Here is a 17,289-nt window from a genome sequence, read left to right as displayed (position 1 = left end):
GTCGCTCTCAACAATCCCGAGGTCGTACTTAGGGGGATCGAACGGCACCTCGATGACTACGTTTCGTCTCCCGTCCGAGCGTCGAGATTACGTCGCTGGGCGCCGATCTGGAGTTGTTAGGTGCGATCGCGTCTGTGACGGTAGCTGACCTCGACCTGTATCACGCCTGATATCGGTATCTCCTTCTCGAAAGAGTTTAGTTCGGACAGCTACTATCATCATTTTCCGATCAAAATGAGGTCATGACAGTCACTGACACGGAGATACGTGACGGCTGTGCCGCGATCGAAGCGACGTTCGATGAGCGACCCGCGCTGTCGACGATCGCCGACGCGATTGCCCCGGCGTCTCGCTACTACTTCCTGGGGTGTGGCTCTTCGTCCTGGGTGGGTACGATGGCAGCACACTGGTTCCGCGACGCAGGCACCGACGCCGAGGCTATCACGGCCTCGGAGTTCTACTTCGGCGAGTATGCAGTCGACAAGGAGACGGTCGTTGTCGCCTACTCGCAGTCGGGCGAGACGACTGAGACCGTCCAGGCGTTCGAGGCGGCGGTCGAAGCGGGCGCGCGGACGGTCGCGATCACGAACACGGCGGGATCGGCGCTTTCGGAACTCGCTGATCACGCTTACGTCACGCCAGCTGGGACCGAGGAGTCGATCCTCGCGACCAAGTCCGTCGATGCCGCCGTCGTGGCCTCGATCCTGCTGACCGAGGCAGCCGACGACGGAAATCTGGGCTCCACGTGGTCGGCTGAGACGTGTCGATCGATCGCGGATCGGGACTTCGATACAGCCGTTGACGTGTTCCGAGACGCCAGCCATGCCTATACACTCGGGACAGGGATCGACTACGCGCTGGCCGGCGAAGCTGCTCGGAAGTTCGGCGAAGGACCATTGCTTCACTCGACGCCCATGCCGGCCATGGAGATCAGTCATGGGCCGATGGCGAACGTATCGGGCGATCCTGTGCTGTTGGTCCTCAGCGATCCCACGATGATCGATCACTACGAACCTCTTCTCGAGGAACTGCGTGACGCTGGTGGGCGGGTCGTGGCTATCCATCCCGATACCACCGACCTTGCCGTCGAGGCGTCGATTGCCATCCCAGTCGGCCGCCCACAGTTCCTCTACACGCTCAAAGCGATCCAGCGACTCACGTTCGTTCTGGCTAGAGATCGAGGGGTTGACCCGGATCAGCCACCGGCGCTCAGCAAGCACGTCGAACGCGAAGGTCTGTGAACGAGTTTCTTTCCGGAACAGGTGGCACCTACGGTTCCAATGGAGGTACGTCCGCGCTAAGGGGACCTTCGAGTCACTGGTGGTCACTCCTTGCCTAGAAACATTCATTATTGTTTTCGAATATATATCGAGTATGGTCTATCGCGTCGTCGGTGCGAACTTCGATCAGATGCACATGAACACCAATCTCGAGTGGGTTCGCGATCATCCGGAGACAGAACTTGTGGGTGTTTGTGACGAGGATCCGTCGACCTCGACCGGATCACTCGAGCAGGCCCTCTCGGATCTCGACATCCCCGAGGCAGCCGTCTTCGATGACCTCGAGCGCTGTCTCGAAGAGACGGCACCCGACGTCGTTCTCGGGTGTCCGCGCAACTCCTTGCACGCCGATTTCGTCGAGCGCGTCACCGAATTCGACCTCGAAGCTCTCGCCATCGAGAAGCCACTGGCCGTCTCGCTGGCCGACGCCGACCGCATGCTCGATGCGGTCGAGAACGAACTGTTCGTCGTCAACTGGCCCGTGACCTGGGATCCGGTCAACCACACGGTCAAGCGCTTCGTCGATGAGGGTACGATCGGCGATGTTGTCGAGGTTCAGTATTACGGCGGCAACGCGGGCGCACCACCCGAGGGAAGTTGGTTCTACGATCCCGAGGACGGCGGCGGGTCGATGCTTGACTACCTTGGCTATGGCGCGACGTTCTCGACGTGGTTCCGCGGCGGCGAACTCCCCGAGTCAGTAACAAGCGATACCTACGTCCCTGCGGACATGGCGGTCGATGTCCAGAGTTCCACGATCGCACGCTACGACGAGGGTATGAGTGCGTTTCAGACGACCTGGCGGATGTTGACCAGTCCCTGGGAGATCGAGCCCACGCCGCCGAAGGGTTACGAACTCGTTGGGACCGGGGGTTCGATCAGTACGCGCGTCAGCGGTCACGACGTGTATGTCACGACCCGAGACGATCCAGAAGGCTACGGCGTCGAGGCCGATCCACTGGCCGACCGCTACGAGAATCTCGTCGCGTACATCGTCCACCTGCTGGAGACTGACAACGATCCCGAGGGTCCGTGCGACCCAGTTTTCTGTCGGGAGGCCCACCGAATCGTCGAGACCGCTCGCCGGAGTGCTGCGGCTGGTGAGCGCCTCGAGTTGGTAGCGTAGTTCGCAGCGAAAATCGGCTTCTGGACGGCGCTATTCGCGGGCTGGCGGCGGTCGATACCCGTCCAGATCGGCCGTGGCGAGATCGACTTCTTCGCCGTCTTCTGCGGCCCTGTAGGCGGCCATACTCAATTCGATCATCCGCAAGCCGTCCTCGAGGTCGAACCGTCCGTTCTCGCCGTCACGGAACGCGTCGATCGCGTCTCGGTTCTCACCGACGTACCCGCTGTTGACGACGACTTCGGCGTCGATCGGCATTCGCCCACTCGTGGCGGTTTGTTTCTCAGCCCAGCCCTCGCCCGACAGCTCGTCTGAGAGGAAGATGCTCGAGGAATCGTCGTCTGTCCGGACTTGTCCGGAGTATTCCGGGCCGAGCAGTTCGACGGTTCGACTGACCCCCGACCCGACGTAACACCAGGAGCCGGCCGCTTCCGAGATGACTGGCCGGCCCTTTTCGTCCTCGTAGCGAATCGTCACCCGGGCGTAGTCGTCGGCCGGGGAGTCCTCGTAGTCGACGCCGTACTCTTCCTCGAGTTGGGCTGCGTATTCCTCGCGGCTCCACTTCAACGTCTCTGTGTCTGCGGAGACGGCCACCGGTTCGAGCTTGCTGCCCTCCGGATCGGTCAAGAGGTAGTCGTTGCCACCCATCGCGTGGACCAGCATGTCCGTGAGCGCGCCCCCTCCCTGTAGCTTCCCATTCCAGAACCACGCCGAGTGTGGCCCGCCGTGCTCGGCCTGAGCGCGTGCGATGTAGGGTCGCCCGGCGTCGCGGCCTTGCTCCCAGAGGAGTTCCCGCATGTCTTCGATGGCAGGTTCGTGGACCCAGTTCTCCAGATAGGCGTGGGGCAACCCGGCGTCTTCGACGCGCTCGAGGATTCGGTTGGCCTCGTCGACGTTCCTCGCGATCGGTTTCTCCATGGCGATGCCCTGGAGAGTCGCCCCGTCTTCGACGGCCTCGACGATTCCCTCGACGACGTCTTTCCGCGTGAAATTGGGACTGGTAACCCAGACGGCGTCGACGTCGGTATCGGCGACCATTTCGGCTAGTTCGTCCTCACCGTAGATGTTCGGATTGCCAACCCCCAGGTCCCGACTGTCTTCGGCGAGGTCCTCGGCGCGTTTACGATCCAATTCGTGGATCGCGGCTACTTCTGCGTCGGGAATGTACTCGAGGCTTGGGACGTGAGCCTCACTCGTAATGAACCCTGCACTGACGAAACCAATGCCGAACGTTTCAGAAGCCATAGCGTGATGTAGTTACTCAACATACATAGTCGTTTCTTATATTTTTAGTCCGCACCTCGTATGTTGTCTGGGGGGACTTAGAGACTCTTTTTCGACGTTTCTGGGGCTAGAATCCATTGTTGGGCCAGGTAGTAGTATCAGCTGTCCCGTGCGTCCTGATCGAGGTGACACGTCACGGGCAGTAAATCATGATTGAATGCATATTTATAAATGATGTCGGGCATGACGAACGGATGTCTCCGTCTTCGCCGTTTCGGCCGCCCCAAGACTTAAAACCCCAAATTTTGAAATTTACTGGTGATGCAAATTGGCGTACTTACCGTTCCGTTGAAAGACGAGTCACTCGAAAGCACGCTGTCGTACCTGGATTCGCTCGGCGTCGACGCCGTCGAATTAGGGACCGGTGGCCATCCGGGACAACCCCACATCGAGCGACGTGCCGTTCTCGACGACCCAGACGAGCAGGCGGCATTGCTCGATACGCTCGAGGAGTACGACATGTCTATCAGCGCGTTGGCGACCCACAACAATCCGGTTCATCCCGACGAGGAGACGGCCGAGCGGGCGGACACGGAACTTCGCGAAACGATTCGGCTCGCTGACCAACTGGACGTGAACACGGTAACGTGCTTCTCGGGACTCCCGGCCGGTGGTCCCAACGACGAAGTCCCTAATTGGATCACAGCACCGTGGCCGACCGAACACGCCGAGGCCGAGGAGTATCAGTGGGAAGTCGTCTCTGAATACTGGGCCGAAATCGGTCACCTGGCCGAGGACCATGGCGTTGACATTGCCATCGAGATGCATCCCAACATGTTCATTTACGAACCGACGGGGCTGCTGGAACTGCGCGAGGCGACATCAGATCGGATCGGTGCGAATCTCGATCCCTCGCACCTCTACTGGCAAGGGATCGACCCGACTGAGGCGATCCGACTGCTCGGTGGGGCCGATGCAATCTATCATTTCCACGCCAAGGACACCAACATCTACGACGCGAATGTCCGCGAGAAGGGGGTTCTCGATACGACCACCTACAGCGATGAAGTCAACCGGTCGTGGATTTTCCGGTCGATCGGATACGGCCACGGTGAGGAACACTGGAAGGACATCGTCTCTACCCTACGGATGGTCGGCTACGACGACGTGATGTCTATCGAACACGAGGACTCCCTGACGTCTGGTCGAGAGGGTCTGGAGAAAGCTGTCGACGTGCTCCAGCGAGTCGTATTCACGACCACACCCGGTGAGGTCTACTGGGAATAATCTACACTCTTTGATGCTCTGCCTGAGTTTTGGCTTGTCTGGATGGCACAGGTGAGACCTGTGTGTCCTTACCCGCTCTTTGGGACCGTTACATACCAAAAACTGAACTCTTCTTATTCGATTCAAAATATTTACTAGTAGAATTTTCCCTACTTTCACATAAACCAAATTCACTTCTGGATGTGGAATCACGGATGACAGCCCGTCGAACCACGCATTTCTATGTGATGAAAAATGCCTTCATCAGTACCTTTATCTATTTCCATTTTTAATCATGTATTATGGCGCAGAAAAGTGACAACATGGGACCGAGGACTCACACCGTGACGGATTCGTCGACGGTTCTGGACCGTCGTTCCGTGCTCAAAGGTGGTGCGGCCATGGCGAGCGCTCTTACCCTTGCTGGCTGTAGCGGGGGCGACACAACGACCGAGCCGGGAGGTGGAGACGGTGGCGGCGGTGGGGAGACGACGAACATCGCTATCGTCTCAAGCTCGGCCGGGTTTGGAGACCAGGCGTTCAATACTCTCGCCGTCCAGGGCCTGGAGACGGCCGCTGAAGAGTACGACATCTCGCTCAACCAGGTTGAGGAGACGTCACCGTCGAACTACCAGTCGGTGCAGTCGAACCTGGCGTCGAGTACGAACCCCAGTTACGATGTGATCGTCCTCGTCGGGTATCAGCACAAACCTGCGCTCCAGACGAACGCCGAGGAATACCCTGGCCAGCAGTGGATGATTATCAACGATCACGTCGAGCAGCCCAACGTCGCGGGATACGTCTGGGCGAACCACGAGATGTCGTTCCTTGCCGGCGTGATGGCCGGGACGATGACGACGCGAGACTTTTCCTATGAAGGTAATTCGACCGATCCAGACAGTGCCCAGGTCGGGTTTGTCGGTGGCGTCGACGGCCCGCTGATCAACGCGTTCGAACGCGCTTACAAGGCCGGTGTCGGGTGGGTTAACGAGGAAACGGACGTTAGCGTCGGATACATTGGCAACTACCAGGACACCCAGAAGGCGACCAACATCGCCAGTTCCCAGTACGACAGCGGTGCCGACATTGTCTACCAGGCCGCGGCGGCCGCCGGCCAGGGTGTTTTCCCCGCTGCACAGAGCGCCAGCCGATTCGCTATCGGCGTCGACGCCGACCAGTCGAAGACGTTACCGGAGTATCAGGACGTCATTATGGGGTCGGCAGTCAAATTCATCAATGAAGGGACACGAGAAGTTGCCCAAGCTGTTGTCGAGGATGATTTCGACAGTGTCTCCGGACGCAACGTCCTCGGTGTCGCCGAAGACGGTGTGGCACTGGTAAAGGGCCAGGCGATCGGTTCTGAACTCCCGGATGTCGTCGACCAGAACCTCGAAGAGGCACGACAGGCGATCGCCAACGGAGACATCAACGTGCCGTGTACTGCCGCTGGCTGTCAGGACTGACGCAACGCCGTTTTAGTTCCACGAGAGCAAGCCATGGCGCAAGATAGAACTGCGGCCGTAGAACTGCGAGCGATCACCAAGCGGTTCGGCGACGTGGTCGCCAACGACGAGGTTGATTTCACACTCGAGGAAGGGTCTGTCCACGCCTTGCTTGGCGAGAACGGGTCCGGCAAGACAACGCTGATGAGTATTTTGTACGGGCTTTACGAACGGGACAGCGGTGAGGTTATCATCAACGGCGAGCCGACCACCTTTGACTCACCGCGGGACGCGATCGAGGCAGGCGTCGGCATGATCCACCAGCACTTCCAGCTCGTCGAGCCGATGACCGTCCTCCAGAACATTGTACTCGGCAACGAACCAACCCACAACGGTCTCGTCGATCAGGACGACGCCAGGGAGGACGTGTTAGAAATTTGTGAACATTATGGTTTCGATGTCGATCAATACCTCGACACGCCGGTTCGCGAACTCGATCTTGGGGTTCGTCAGCGCGTCGAAATCGTCAAAAGCCTCTATCGAGAGGCTGACATCCTGGTGCTTGACGAACCGACGGCCGTGCTCACGCCCCAGGAGGTCGAAACCTTGCTCGACGTGATGCAGGAACTCTCCGCGCGAGGGCGTTCGTTGATCTTCATCACGCACAAACTCAACGAAGCGATGCGCGCGGCCGACGAAATTACCGTGTTGCGTGACGGCCAGGCTGTCGGAACGGTTGAGGCCGAAGAGACGTCCCGCCAGGAACTCGCTCGGATGATGGTCGGCCGAGACGTCCTTTTCGAGACAGACGACAGAGAGACGGAACCGGGTGCGGACGTCTTCGCGGTCGAGGACCTGCACGCCCAGGGTGATCGCGGCCTCGAACAGGTGAAGGGGGTCAATTTTTCAGTCCGAAAGGGCGAGATCCTTGGCGTGGCTGGCGTCCAGGGTAACGGCCAGTCGGAATTCGTCGAGGCACTCACTGGCTTGCGACCTGCGACCGAAGGCACGATCACGTTCGATGGCGAGGACATCACCGGCACGGATCGTCGTGAACGTATCGAGTTGGGCATCACGTACATCCCCGAAGATCGGGTGGCCGAAGGACTGGTCATGGATTACTCGCTGGTTCGCAATGCGTTGCTCGGCAACCAGACGATCGATTCGTTCACCGAAAACGGCTTTCTCGACTGGCAGGCCGTCAGGGATCACACGGACTCGATCCTCGACACGTACGACATCCAGCCCAACGATCCAGACACCAGCGCAGAGTCGCTTTCGGGCGGCAACCAGCAGAAGTTCATCGTCGGTCGCGAGATCGAACACGATCCGGACGTGATCGTCGCGATGAACCCGACCCACGGGGTCGATATCGGTTCGATCGAGTTTATCCACAATCGCTTGATCGAGATGCGCGATCAGGGAATGGCCGTGATACTCGCCTCCTCGAAGCTCGACGAGATCCAGAAACTGGCCGACCGGATCGCCGTGATGTACGAAGGCGAATTCGTCGACGTGGTCGACCCGTCGACGGTCACCGAAGAGGAACTCGGACTCATGATGACCGGCTCTGGCCCCCCGATGACAGACGAGCCAGCCGCCGACGCGCTTCAAAAAGGTGAGCGCTGACGATGGCTGAACCGACAACGCCACGCGTTCGGGCGGCCATCGGACGCGCAGTCGACCGACTGCTGGATCCGACTGTCAGGGAACGACTGGCCATTGCCGTCGCCTCGACACTGCTGGCGCTGCTCACCGGCCTGGTCATCGTGACCGCCTCGGGGTACGATCCGATCCGGTTTCTCGAGGACATGCTCTACGGGGCATTCGGGAGCGCCGATCGCTTTGCGCTGACGTTGAAATCGACGACGAGCTTCATTCTCGCTGGCGTCGCCGTCGCCATCGCCTTTCGGGCCGGCGTGTTCAACATCGGCGTCCAGGGCCAACTGGTCGTCGGCGGCTTTGCGACCGCGGTGACGATCATTTCGTTGGCCCCCCTCTTCCCGACTGGTCCGATCGGCGGTGTCCTGTTGATCACTGCCGGCATCCTGGCCGCGATCGTCGCCGGCGGACTCTATGGAGCTTTCCCTGGCTTGCTGAAAGCCTATGCCGACGCTAACGAGATCATCACGACCATCATGTTGAACTTCATCGCGACGGGGATGGTATTCTGGCTGATCGATAACTTCTTTCGGCCGGAAGGGACGTTTTTCGTCCGAACTGCCCACTTCCCGGACTACGCTACATTCCCGTCACTTGTCTTCGATACCTCGTCGTTTTCGATCATCGGCATCCTCATTGCGTTGGCTGTTGCCGTCCTCGTCTACGTCATCATGGAACGGACGAGTTCGGGCTACGACATGGTGACAAGCGGCCATCAGGAGCGGGCAGCAGTCTATTCTGGGGTCGATGCGGCTCGGACCATCATGAAAACGATGACGCTCTCTGGCATGGTCGCGGGGTTGACTGGGGCGGTGTTCGTCATCATGACGCTGTCGTATTACAGTAATCCCGCAGGGATTCCGACGTTTGGGTTCGACGCCATTGCGGTCAGTCTACTCGGCGCGAACAACCCGCTGGCGGTCATTCCTGCTGGACTCCTGTTTGGTGGCCTGGAATCGGGCGGGAATTTCATCAGTCAGTCTTCGCCCGTCCCCCGGCAGTTGATCGACGGCGTGATCGGGCTGGTGATCCTGTTCGTGGCTGCCCCGGAGCTGTTCCGGATGGCCGGCCAGTCGTTCGATTTGGGAGGTGACGAGCAATGAGTGTCAGGGACTACGCGGCCCGAAATCGACTCCAGGTTGGGAGTGTCCTCGCTCTGCTCGCACTCGTCGCCGGGCTGACGGTGCTGTTCGATCTTCCGATCGCCGACATTGTGACCGTCGGGTACGTCCAGCGTTCGTTCCAGGCCGCGACGCCCATCGCGCTGGCTGCTATCGGTGGTCTCTACGCCGAGAAAAGCGGCGTGTTCAACATCGGACTGGAAGGGTTCATGATCTTCGGCGCTGTCAACGCTGCAGCGGCGGCATACCTGCTCTCGAGTGGCGATCAGGCCTCACAGGCGACGCTCTGGCTGGCGATCCTCGTCGCGGTCCTGATCAACGTCATTTTGACGCTCGCTTTCGCCGTCTTGACGATTCGCTACGAGGCCAACCAGATCGTCGCGGGCTTGGCCGTCTGGTTCGTCGGGCTGGGATTTGGGCCGTTCACGTCGATTCTCATCTGGGGTGACGTTTCCAGCCCGCCGATCAATAGTATCGCCGAACTCACTATCCCTGTCCTCGCCGACATTCCGATCCTCGGTCGGCTGCTGTTCGATACCTCGCCGCTAGTGTTGCTAACGGTCGTCATCGCTGTCGTGGCGTGGGTCGTGCTCTATCACACTCGCTACGGCTACTGGATCCAGGCGGCCGGCGAGAATCCTGAAGCATTGGACACTGCCGGCGTGGGCGTCAATCGCGTCCGATACGCCGCAGTGCTGTTCTCGGGGGCCATGTCGGGGCTGGCCGGTGCCGTCGTCTCAATCGGGATCGGTAACGGCTTCGTGGGGACGGGCGTGACGATGGTCGACGGCCGCGGCTGGATTGCCATCGTCGCGTATCTCTTCGGGAACTACAACCCGATCGGAGCCTACCTCGCGTCGTTGCTGTTCGGCGCAATGGATCTGCTACAAGTCCAGTTGCAGACGGTCGGCATCTCAATCTCGGCGAACATCACCGGACTGTTCCCGTATGTCGTTGTGATCGTGGTGCTCACGCTGTTCGGGTCGACACGCGTTCCGTCGGCTGTCGGTGAGTCCTACGAGAGTGAAGACTGATAGTGATTACTGTAGCTATTTACCGCTACGACCGCACAAATACGTGCGGTCGATGTGGAACCGACCGACAGTAATCACTATGAAACGACCGCGAACCCGTCGCTATTCTTCGACCCGTTCGCGTGCGGCCGCGACCAGCAGCGGGAACGTGATCGTCGCATCGGCGTAGACTGAGGCGTTCCGGGCAGCCTTCTCCAGTTTGCCCCACGACCGCGCCTCGTCTAAGGTCGCCCCGGAGAGCCCGCCGGTCTGTGGCGGGTCCATCGTCAGCTGGACCGCGTAGTCGTAGGCGTCGGGGCTGACGAGCATCGTCTGGAGGACGAAGTTCTTCGGAACGCCGCCGCCGACCAGCAGCGCGCCCGCCTGGTCAGCCTCGTAGGCGATATCGGTAATCGCCGTCATGTCCGCCAGGGCGTCGAGGGTAAAATCGCTGGTCTGGCTGTACATCCAGGCCTGCAAGCCCAGCACGGAGTCCTGGACGGCGGGACAGTAGATTGGCACGTCGTTCTCGTATGCCGCGGCGGCGATACCCGGACCCTCTTCGACGTCGTCACGGTCGTTCACGGCGGCGTTGGCCCGCCCGAGTTCCTCGGTCAGTCGCTGGATCGAGACGGCACCCTCCGCTTCCAGGACGGGAAACACTTCCTCTCGAAGGTGTTCCTCGAAGGTGGTGAAGTACTCCTGGGGGAGGTAAACGTTGTAGATACGATCGACCCCTTCGTCGCGCAACTGTTCGTCGTGTTCTCGCGGGGTCGCGTCTTCGGCGACCACATTGCCGTGATGGTGCTTGCCGCCGATTGCTTCGATGGTGTCGTGCGTGAGGTTTGCGCCGGTGGTCACCAGCGCGTCGACGTGGCCGTCCCGGATCAGGTCGGCGACGATCCGGCGCATCCCCGCGGGAACCATCGCGCCCGCCAGCCCGAGGAAGTTGGTGACGTCGTCCCCGAGCATCTCGCTGTAGATGTCGACCGCTTCGTGGAGGGCACTCGCACCGATGCCGCCGTCGCCGTACTCGCGCGCCAGTTCCTCAACGGTCATGCCGGCTCGAACCTCGGCGTGGCCGATCGGGTCGTGGCCGAAAGTCTCGCGATCGCTCTCGGCGTCATGCTCGGTCATGGAACACACTCCGCGGGCGAGGCGCTTGAAGCGTGCGATCGATCTGCGGGGATCCTCCGTTCGCAGCTATTCGCGTTAATTCCTCATCGCAGCTACTCAGGCTCGATCCTCGTCAGCGGTGCCGCACAGCATTCCGAGCGGTACTGGTCGTACTCGGTGACGAACGCACAGTCGCGGTACCGACGGGCGACCTCCTGGCCACAGTCCCCACACCGAAACAGCCACTGCGGCGTGGCGAAGGTCCGGCAGTGGACGTCGGTTTCGACCGCCCGCGCCCGCCGTTTGAATGTGGCCCCGTGGTCGGTGGTGCCGTCACGCTGGAACTGCTCGACGTGGAGCAACTCGTGGCGCAACGTCGATTCCCATTCCGACTGGGTGAAGGCCTCGAAGGCCGCCCACGTCAGCGAGATCGTACAGGGCAGCGGCCGCCCGTCACTGTCGGGGATGCGCTCCCAGTCGACCGGCTCGCCGACTGTCGCATCCGCAATCTCCGGTCGTTTGACCGCCGCCGCCCGCCGGCGCGCCCGCGTCGAGACGGTCCACTCGACGAGATCGAGGCGCACGTCCAGTCCCCACTCGCGACGGGCCTCTCGGGCGTAGGTGCACGACCACGCGATCAGCTCGTCGTGACTGTCGATCGCCTCGAATGCCGGCACGCCCGCCCGTTCGACAGCCATCTCAGAGGCCGGTCGGATGGTCGATGAACGTCGTCTCCAGTCCCCAGTCCTCGGCCAGACCGGCGAGCGCGCGGACCCCGAAGGTCTCCGTGGCGTAGTGGCCGGCGAGGACGACAGTGACCCCTAGTTCCTTCGCGCGGTGGTAGACCGCCTGTTTGCCTTCGCCCGTCACCAGCGCGTCGACCCCTTTCTCGGCGGCCTCCTCGATCCAGTCGGTCCCGCTCCCGGTGACGATTGCCACGTCGCTGATCTCCTCGGGCCCGAAGTCCAGAGTCTGTATCTGCTGGCCGCCGGTGTCGAGTTCCGCCGCGAGTCGCTCCGTGAGCTCGTCGACGGTCATGGCCGGCATCCGGCCACGCTGGCCGATGTACTCTCCGCCGACTTCTCCGAATGGCGCCCGATTGCTCAAGTCCAGGACGTCCGCCACCCCGGCTGCGTTGCCGAGATCCTGATGCCCGTCCAGCGGCAGGTGGGCCGCGTACAGAGCGTGGTCATCGTCGATCAGGGGCGCGAGTCGCCGGTAGGCTTCGCCCGTCACGCTGGTCATCCCGTCGCCCCAGAACAGGCCGTGATGAACGACCAGCAGGTCGGCCCCGACCTCGCGGGCCGCCTCGATTGTCTCGACGGCGGCGTCGACGGCGACCGCAACGTGTTCGACCTGGTGGTCAGTGGATCCAACCTGTAGGCCGTTCGCGCTGGCGTCGATATCGGCGTAGTCAGCGATGCGAAGGCGTTTATCGAACCGATCTGAGATCTCGGCACAGTTCATACTTGCCCGTTTTGCGGGCGGTACTGTAGTAGTTCTGGAGTCTTGTTGAAAATGACACAATCGCTGTGCCGTGCCGGGTGCCTGGAATTGTTTTACAGTGATAAGCGATAGAGATCACTACCAGGTTTTGCATACTCGAAACGGCCCAAGCAGTATCTACAGAAATAACCTCAGTAGAAAATGCTATATATATAAGTTTTATCGGTGTCTATTCGTCCTATGGTACTAATTCAGTCGGCCATTTTTGATCTGGTTGTTTACAGTGACTGTCTGGTAGCTAGTGCGAGCACGACGATTGCCTACCAAGGGCAGAGTGAATAGAGGCATCAGAGACGTGGCTGATAAATCAACGCAGACGACACGGCGACAGTACCTGCGCACAGCGGCAGGTATCGGCACGGCAGCAGCGATCAGCTCGAAAGCGAGTCAGAGCGGGGCAGCGCAAGCGAGTTCGGGTGGTGAGGAAATCTGGCGGTATGAGACCGGCAATTCTGCCCACTCATCACCGACGGTGGTGGATGGGACTGTCTACGTCGGGATTTGGAACCTCTACGCGCTAGATGCCGCGACGGGCGAGAAAGAGTGGGCCTTCGAGACTGGCAATTGGATCACCTCGCGAATATCCAGCCCGACGGTAGCCGATGGGATGGTCTTCGTCGGGAGTGATGACTACAATCTCTACGCGCTGAATGCGGCAACGGGCGAGAAAGAGTGGACCTTCGAGACGGGCGCTGAGGTGAAATCGTCACCGACGGTGGTGGATGGAACCGTCTTCGTCGGGAGTGATGACCACAACCTCTACGCGCTGAATGCGGCAACGGGCGAGAAAGAGTGGGCCTTCAAGGCCGGCTATTGGGTGGAATCGTCGCCGACGGTAGTGGATGGGACGGTCTTCGTCGGGAGTAACGACAAGAACCTCTACGCGCTGAATGCGGCAACAGGCGAGAAAGAGTGGGCCTTCGAGACCCGTGAGAATGTTTACTCGTCGCCGACGGTAGCTGATGGGACAGTCTTCGTTGGGAGTTACGACGACAACCTTTACGGGCTGAATGCGGCGACGGGCGAGAAAGAGTGGGCATTCGAGACTGGCGATAAGGTGGACTCGTCGCCGACGATGGTGGACGGAACCGTCTTCGTTGGGAGTTGGGATGAAAACATCTACGCGCTGAATGCGGCGACGGGCGAGAAAGAGTGGGCTTTCGAGACTGGCGCCTGGGTGCGTTCGTCGCCGACGGTAGCCGATGGGATGGTCTTCGTCGGGAGTGATGACCACAATCTCTACGCGCTGAATGCGGCGACGGGCGAGAAAGAGTGGACCTTCGAGACGGGCGCTGAGGTGAAGTCGTCGCCGACGGTGGTGGACGGCACCGTTTTCGTCGGGAGTCAGGATGAAAACGTCTACGCGGTAGATGCTGGTCTGGAAGGATCGAGCGAAGGCTCGCGCGTTATACTTACCACGCTAGGCCAACACGACCAATCCCACCCTGGGGAGCCCTTTACCGATTCCGTAACGGAGAGTGGACAATCGAACGCGAGCACATCGACGTCCGGTCCGGGATTGGGAATCCTCAGTGCAATGACTAGTCTGGGGGGTGCAAGCTATCTCATTAGTCGAGCGAGAAATGGTAGCCAAGAGTCTGTAGAGTAGGAACCTGTCTTACTCGACGGCCTCGTTGATCTGCAGCTTCTTCGCGGAGCGACTAACTGACGTCGTCCCGAGACGGTCAGGACCGCAGGTATTCGATTCGATCTCCAGAATTGGGGTGAGAAGTATGACGCTGGTTGAGTATTCACGCATACTAATATTATCACTCTATAATCCACGGCAAGGTTCAAAATGCGTATGAATACTCTTGGTGATATAACCTAATAGTATAGAAACATAACCAACCAGTACGGACGGATATATTTCGCTACGGAGGCGAACTTGATTATTTCTTGCCACTCCCAAAAATGACAACCAAAGTACTGATTCCACAGGTCGCGAGTAACCCTCTCGCCGCTGGTTAGTCTGGCACCGAATAGATAGCGCACAGAACCCGATGACAGATGTCAAAACCGTCACTATAGCCGCTCTATCACCATTCGATCCGTATCGAGACGAAATCAAGAACCGATCGATGAGTTCAACCCAATACAGAGGCGGACGGTCAGCAGGGAAACGACGATTGCAGAAATCAGTCTTCAACTGGGTCACCACGCACCAGCCCCAGAACCGCGGGATACAACAAGGATATGAAGAGTACTGCTATGATCATGTATATAGTCTCCTTCGTATGTGATAGTTGAGCAGGTCATGCGCTACATCCTCTGTCTGATGTAATGGGCTTTGGTGTGGCCTCACAATCGGGAACAGGACTAATACTGGTGGCTATAACATTTCGAAATGATCCGGCACGACGGTGTGCTGGATATCTTTACGAACGTATAGCCACCAGTATAAGCTACGTCAGTCGTCCGACCGGTAGAGCTGATTCCCGTCGCGTTCGAGAATCCCGCGCTCGACGAGCGCGTCCAGCACCGCGTCTGCCTCACGGTGGCCGATGCCGTAGGCACTACCGGCGACTGTCGTTATTTCTCCGGCTTCGACGGGGAACTCTCGGTTCTGGAGAAGCCGCACGATCTTGTTGTAATCGGCTGTCGAGAAGTTGCGATCGGCAGTCGAATCGGTACCACCGTCGTCTGCTCCGTTCGCCGCCCTCTCTGGTTGACTACTGGTCTGGCCGCCTCCGGCCGCCGACTCCCGCTGTCCCGACTGGTCCAGCCCCGATTGTTCGTCTCCGGTCTCCGCTGTCGGGTCTGTCTCGGGCTGGTCAGCTCCATGCTCGCCGCCCGGTGTGTCCGTCCACTCTTCGCCCGTCGTCTCCGCGTCACGTTCTTCGTTCGGGTCAGCCTCGCGAGCGATCATTTCCTCGTCTCGCTCGTGGCTGGTTTCGAAGTCGACGAGGTTCGGCCGTTCGTCGTCGAAGCGCTCGACGGTCGCTTCTGGGGCTTCCTCACTGCCGGATTGTGTGTCCGGGCCACCTGCTGTTCCGGTGGCGGAGTCACCGAGTGCGGTTTGGGCAGGGTCGCTGGTCGCCGCCACGACGCGCTCGACGATCGTCGATAGCTTCCGGCGACACTCCGGACAGAGGACGACGGTACTCTGGTCTTCGACCGAGGGACGGAGGTCACGCGGCACGACGGGGTACTCCTCAAGCGGTGCCTCGACCGCCACGCCACAGAAGTAACAGGAGGCCAGTCGATCCATGTGTGCAGTGATGCTCGCGGGCAACAAAAACCCGTTCCGGTTCCACCCGTATGCTACGCCCGTGAGCGCTATCATTCCGCGGCGTGCGCGAAAACGAACGCCCGCAGGAGTTTCCCCGCGAGCGTGGCCGCCTGCCCGTCGTCGCGGTCGTTGACCTCGACCACGTCGAAGCCTGTCGCCTGCGGTGCGACTGCCCGAACGACCCGCCGCATCTCCCGCGGCTGCAAGCCGAACGGCTCCATCGTCCCTGTTCCGGGCGCGAATCCGGGATCGGCCGCGTCCACGTCGACGCTGAGATAGATAGACGATTCCGCGAAGTCGGGCGTCCACTCGGGGACGTCCTCGGGCGATATGACAGTCACGTCCGTCTCGGTCGCCCGGTCGTACTCGGCTTCACTGCCGGCGCGAGCCCCCAGGATCACTGCCCGATCGGCGACGTCTAGCGCGTGTCGGGTCACTGTGGCGTGGCTGTATTGGTTGCCGGCGTACTCTTCACGCAGGTCCAGGTGAGCGTCCAGACAGACGAAGACGTCCGGCTCGATCGCGCGAACGCCCGCGACGCTGACGGTATGTTCGCCGCCGATCAAAATCGGGGTCGTCCCGTCCGTGTGGAGATCACGTAGTTCCCCTTCGAGGAAGGTCAGATACTCCGCGGCGTCGTCGATCGCTCCGATGGCCCCGACATCGCCGTGATCGTAGACGCGACACGCAGAGAAGTGGTTGTCAGTTTCGGGATCGTAGTCCTCGAACGAGCGGGAGAACTGCCGGACGCGTTCCGGACCGAAGCGCGCGCCCGGCTGGAACGTCGTCGAGACGTCAAGCGGCGCGCCAACGACCGCGTAGGTAGCGTCCTCGCGGTCGGTACTCGCGCCGGGGAAGCCCATTTATACGATCTTGCGTTGCTCTTCGAGTTCGAGGTACTCGATCTCATCGTCGGGCGAGAGGCTCTCGTCGTCGGGGACGCGCATGGTGAACGTCTCGTAGGTCTCTAAGTCCATGACCTGGGCGTCGTCGCCGGAGACCGAGACGACCTGACCCTGTTTGCGCTCGATGATCGGCACCCACACCTTCGCGTCGACCGGCTGGGAGAGGCTTCGCTTCTTGCCGTCGAAGACGCCCTTGCCGTCGATCCGGGCCTTCGCACTGCCGTGTTTGCCCGGCTTGGCAGTGCTGTAGGCGGTGATCTTGCAGGGCACGTCGTCCATCATCACGTAGCTCCCCTCGTCGAGTTCCCGCACTTCGGTCTGCTGTTTTGCCATGTGGCGGGATTATCCGGCGATCAGTATAAACGGTTTGGAACCGATCGCGGCCGAGTCGGCCGTTCT

At 60.3% G+C, this 17,289-nt stretch carries 15 protein-coding genes; 8 read left to right on the top strand and 7 right to left on the bottom strand.

Translation table 11 applies throughout. The annotated features are described in order from the left end of the window. Positions 1-242: 242 nt before the first annotated feature. Both BN2694_RS06195 and BN2694_RS06190 read left to right on the top strand, forming a co-directional pair. A complete protein-coding gene (locus BN2694_RS06195) occupies positions 243-1,241 on the top strand; it encodes an SIS domain-containing protein (RefSeq protein WP_135663586.1) in 999 nt (332 codons plus the stop codon). A gap of 133 nt (positions 1,242-1,374) precedes the next feature. Further along, the gene (locus BN2694_RS06190) at positions 1,375-2,406 is read left to right on the top strand and encodes a Gfo/Idh/MocA family protein (protein ID WP_135663585.1); all 1,032 of its coding nucleotides are present in this window, start codon (positions 1,375-1,377) and stop codon (positions 2,404-2,406) included. 30 nt (positions 2,407-2,436) lie between these two features. Here BN2694_RS06190 and BN2694_RS06185 read toward each other — a convergent pair whose 3' ends face one another. Continuing rightward, positions 2,437-3,648, bottom strand: a complete 1,212-nt coding sequence (locus BN2694_RS06185; RefSeq protein ID WP_135663584.1) for a Gfo/Idh/MocA family protein — start codon at positions 3,646-3,648, stop codon at positions 2,437-2,439. 300 nt (positions 3,649-3,948) lie between these two features. Between BN2694_RS06185 and BN2694_RS06180 the strand changes: the two genes are divergently transcribed. The 5 genes from BN2694_RS06180 (at position 3,949) to BN2694_RS06160 (ending at position 10,152) form a co-directional block, all read left to right on the top strand. Beyond that, the gene (locus BN2694_RS06180; protein WP_135663583.1) at positions 3,949-4,914 is read left to right on the top strand and encodes a sugar phosphate isomerase/epimerase family protein; all 966 of its coding nucleotides are present in this window, start codon (positions 3,949-3,951) and stop codon (positions 4,912-4,914) included. A gap of 281 nt (positions 4,915-5,195) precedes the next feature. Next, a complete protein-coding gene (locus BN2694_RS06175; protein WP_244605371.1) occupies positions 5,196-6,356 on the top strand; it encodes a BMP family ABC transporter substrate-binding protein in 1,161 nt (386 codons plus the stop codon). Positions 6,357-6,389: 33 nt separating this feature from the next. Beyond that, positions 6,390-7,964, top strand: coding sequence for an ABC transporter ATP-binding protein (locus tag BN2694_RS06170; protein ID WP_135663582.1), 1,575 nt, complete (start codon positions 6,390-6,392; stop codon positions 7,962-7,964). Positions 7,965-7,966: 2 nt separating this feature from the next. Beyond that, positions 7,967-9,100, top strand: coding sequence for an ABC transporter permease (locus tag BN2694_RS06165; RefSeq protein WP_210408919.1), 1,134 nt, complete (start codon positions 7,967-7,969; stop codon positions 9,098-9,100). Further along, positions 9,097-10,152 (top strand): ABC transporter permease, encoded by a 1,056-nt coding sequence (locus BN2694_RS06160; protein ID WP_135663581.1) that lies wholly within the window; start codon positions 9,097-9,099, stop codon positions 10,150-10,152. Before BN2694_RS06165 ends, BN2694_RS06160 begins: the two co-directional genes overlap by 4 nt. A gap of 102 nt (positions 10,153-10,254) precedes the next feature. Here the strand turns inward: BN2694_RS06160 and BN2694_RS06155 are convergent, their stop codons facing one another. The 3 genes from BN2694_RS06155 to BN2694_RS06145 form a co-directional block, all read right to left on the bottom strand. Beyond that, a complete protein-coding gene (locus tag BN2694_RS06155; RefSeq protein ID WP_135663580.1) occupies positions 10,255-11,268 on the bottom strand; it encodes a deoxyhypusine synthase in 1,014 nt (337 codons plus the stop codon). A gap of 92 nt (positions 11,269-11,360) precedes the next feature. After that, complete coding sequence (locus BN2694_RS06150; RefSeq protein ID WP_135663579.1) at positions 11,361-11,945, bottom strand: SprT-like domain-containing protein; 585 nt, start codon at positions 11,943-11,945, stop codon at positions 11,361-11,363. Between the two features lies 1 nt (position 11,946). Further along, positions 11,947-12,714, bottom strand: a complete 768-nt coding sequence (locus BN2694_RS06145) for a Nif3-like dinuclear metal center hexameric protein (RefSeq protein WP_135663578.1) — start codon at positions 12,712-12,714, stop codon at positions 11,947-11,949. A 334-nt stretch (positions 12,715-13,048) separates the two neighbouring features. Here BN2694_RS06145 and BN2694_RS06140 point away from each other — a divergent pair, with 334 nt between their 5' ends. After that, positions 13,049-14,362: an outer membrane protein assembly factor BamB family protein gene (locus tag BN2694_RS06140; RefSeq protein WP_210408918.1), complete on the top strand. Its 1,314-nt coding sequence runs from the start codon at positions 13,049-13,051 to the stop codon at positions 14,360-14,362. 801 nt (positions 14,363-15,163) lie between these two features. On the opposite strand, the gene BN2694_RS06135 is transcribed toward BN2694_RS06140, so the two are convergent. The 3 genes from BN2694_RS06135 to BN2694_RS06125 all read right to left on the bottom strand — a co-directional run bounded on the left by BN2694_RS06135 (position 15,164) and on the right by BN2694_RS06125 (position 17,223). Continuing rightward, positions 15,164-15,964 (bottom strand): hypothetical protein, encoded by an 801-nt coding sequence (locus BN2694_RS06135; protein WP_135663577.1) that lies wholly within the window; start codon positions 15,962-15,964, stop codon positions 15,164-15,166. 71 nt (positions 15,965-16,035) lie between these two features. Beyond that, on the bottom strand, positions 16,036-16,848 hold the full coding sequence (speB, locus tag BN2694_RS06130) for an agmatinase (RefSeq protein ID WP_135663576.1): 813 nt from the start codon (positions 16,846-16,848) through the stop codon (positions 16,036-16,038). Beyond that, positions 16,849-17,223, bottom strand: coding sequence for a translation initiation factor IF-5A (locus BN2694_RS06125; RefSeq protein WP_135663575.1), 375 nt, complete (start codon positions 17,221-17,223; stop codon positions 16,849-16,851). It lies immediately after the preceding gene. Positions 17,224-17,289: the final 66 nt, after the last annotated feature.

It is taken from the genome of Halorhabdus rudnickae (genome assembly GCF_900880625.1).
GTDB lineage: Archaea > Halobacteriota > Halobacteria > Halobacteriales > Haloarculaceae > Halorhabdus > Halorhabdus rudnickae.
The sequence above is the reverse complement of the archived record's forward strand: the minus strand, read 5'-3'. Positions and strand labels throughout refer to the sequence as shown.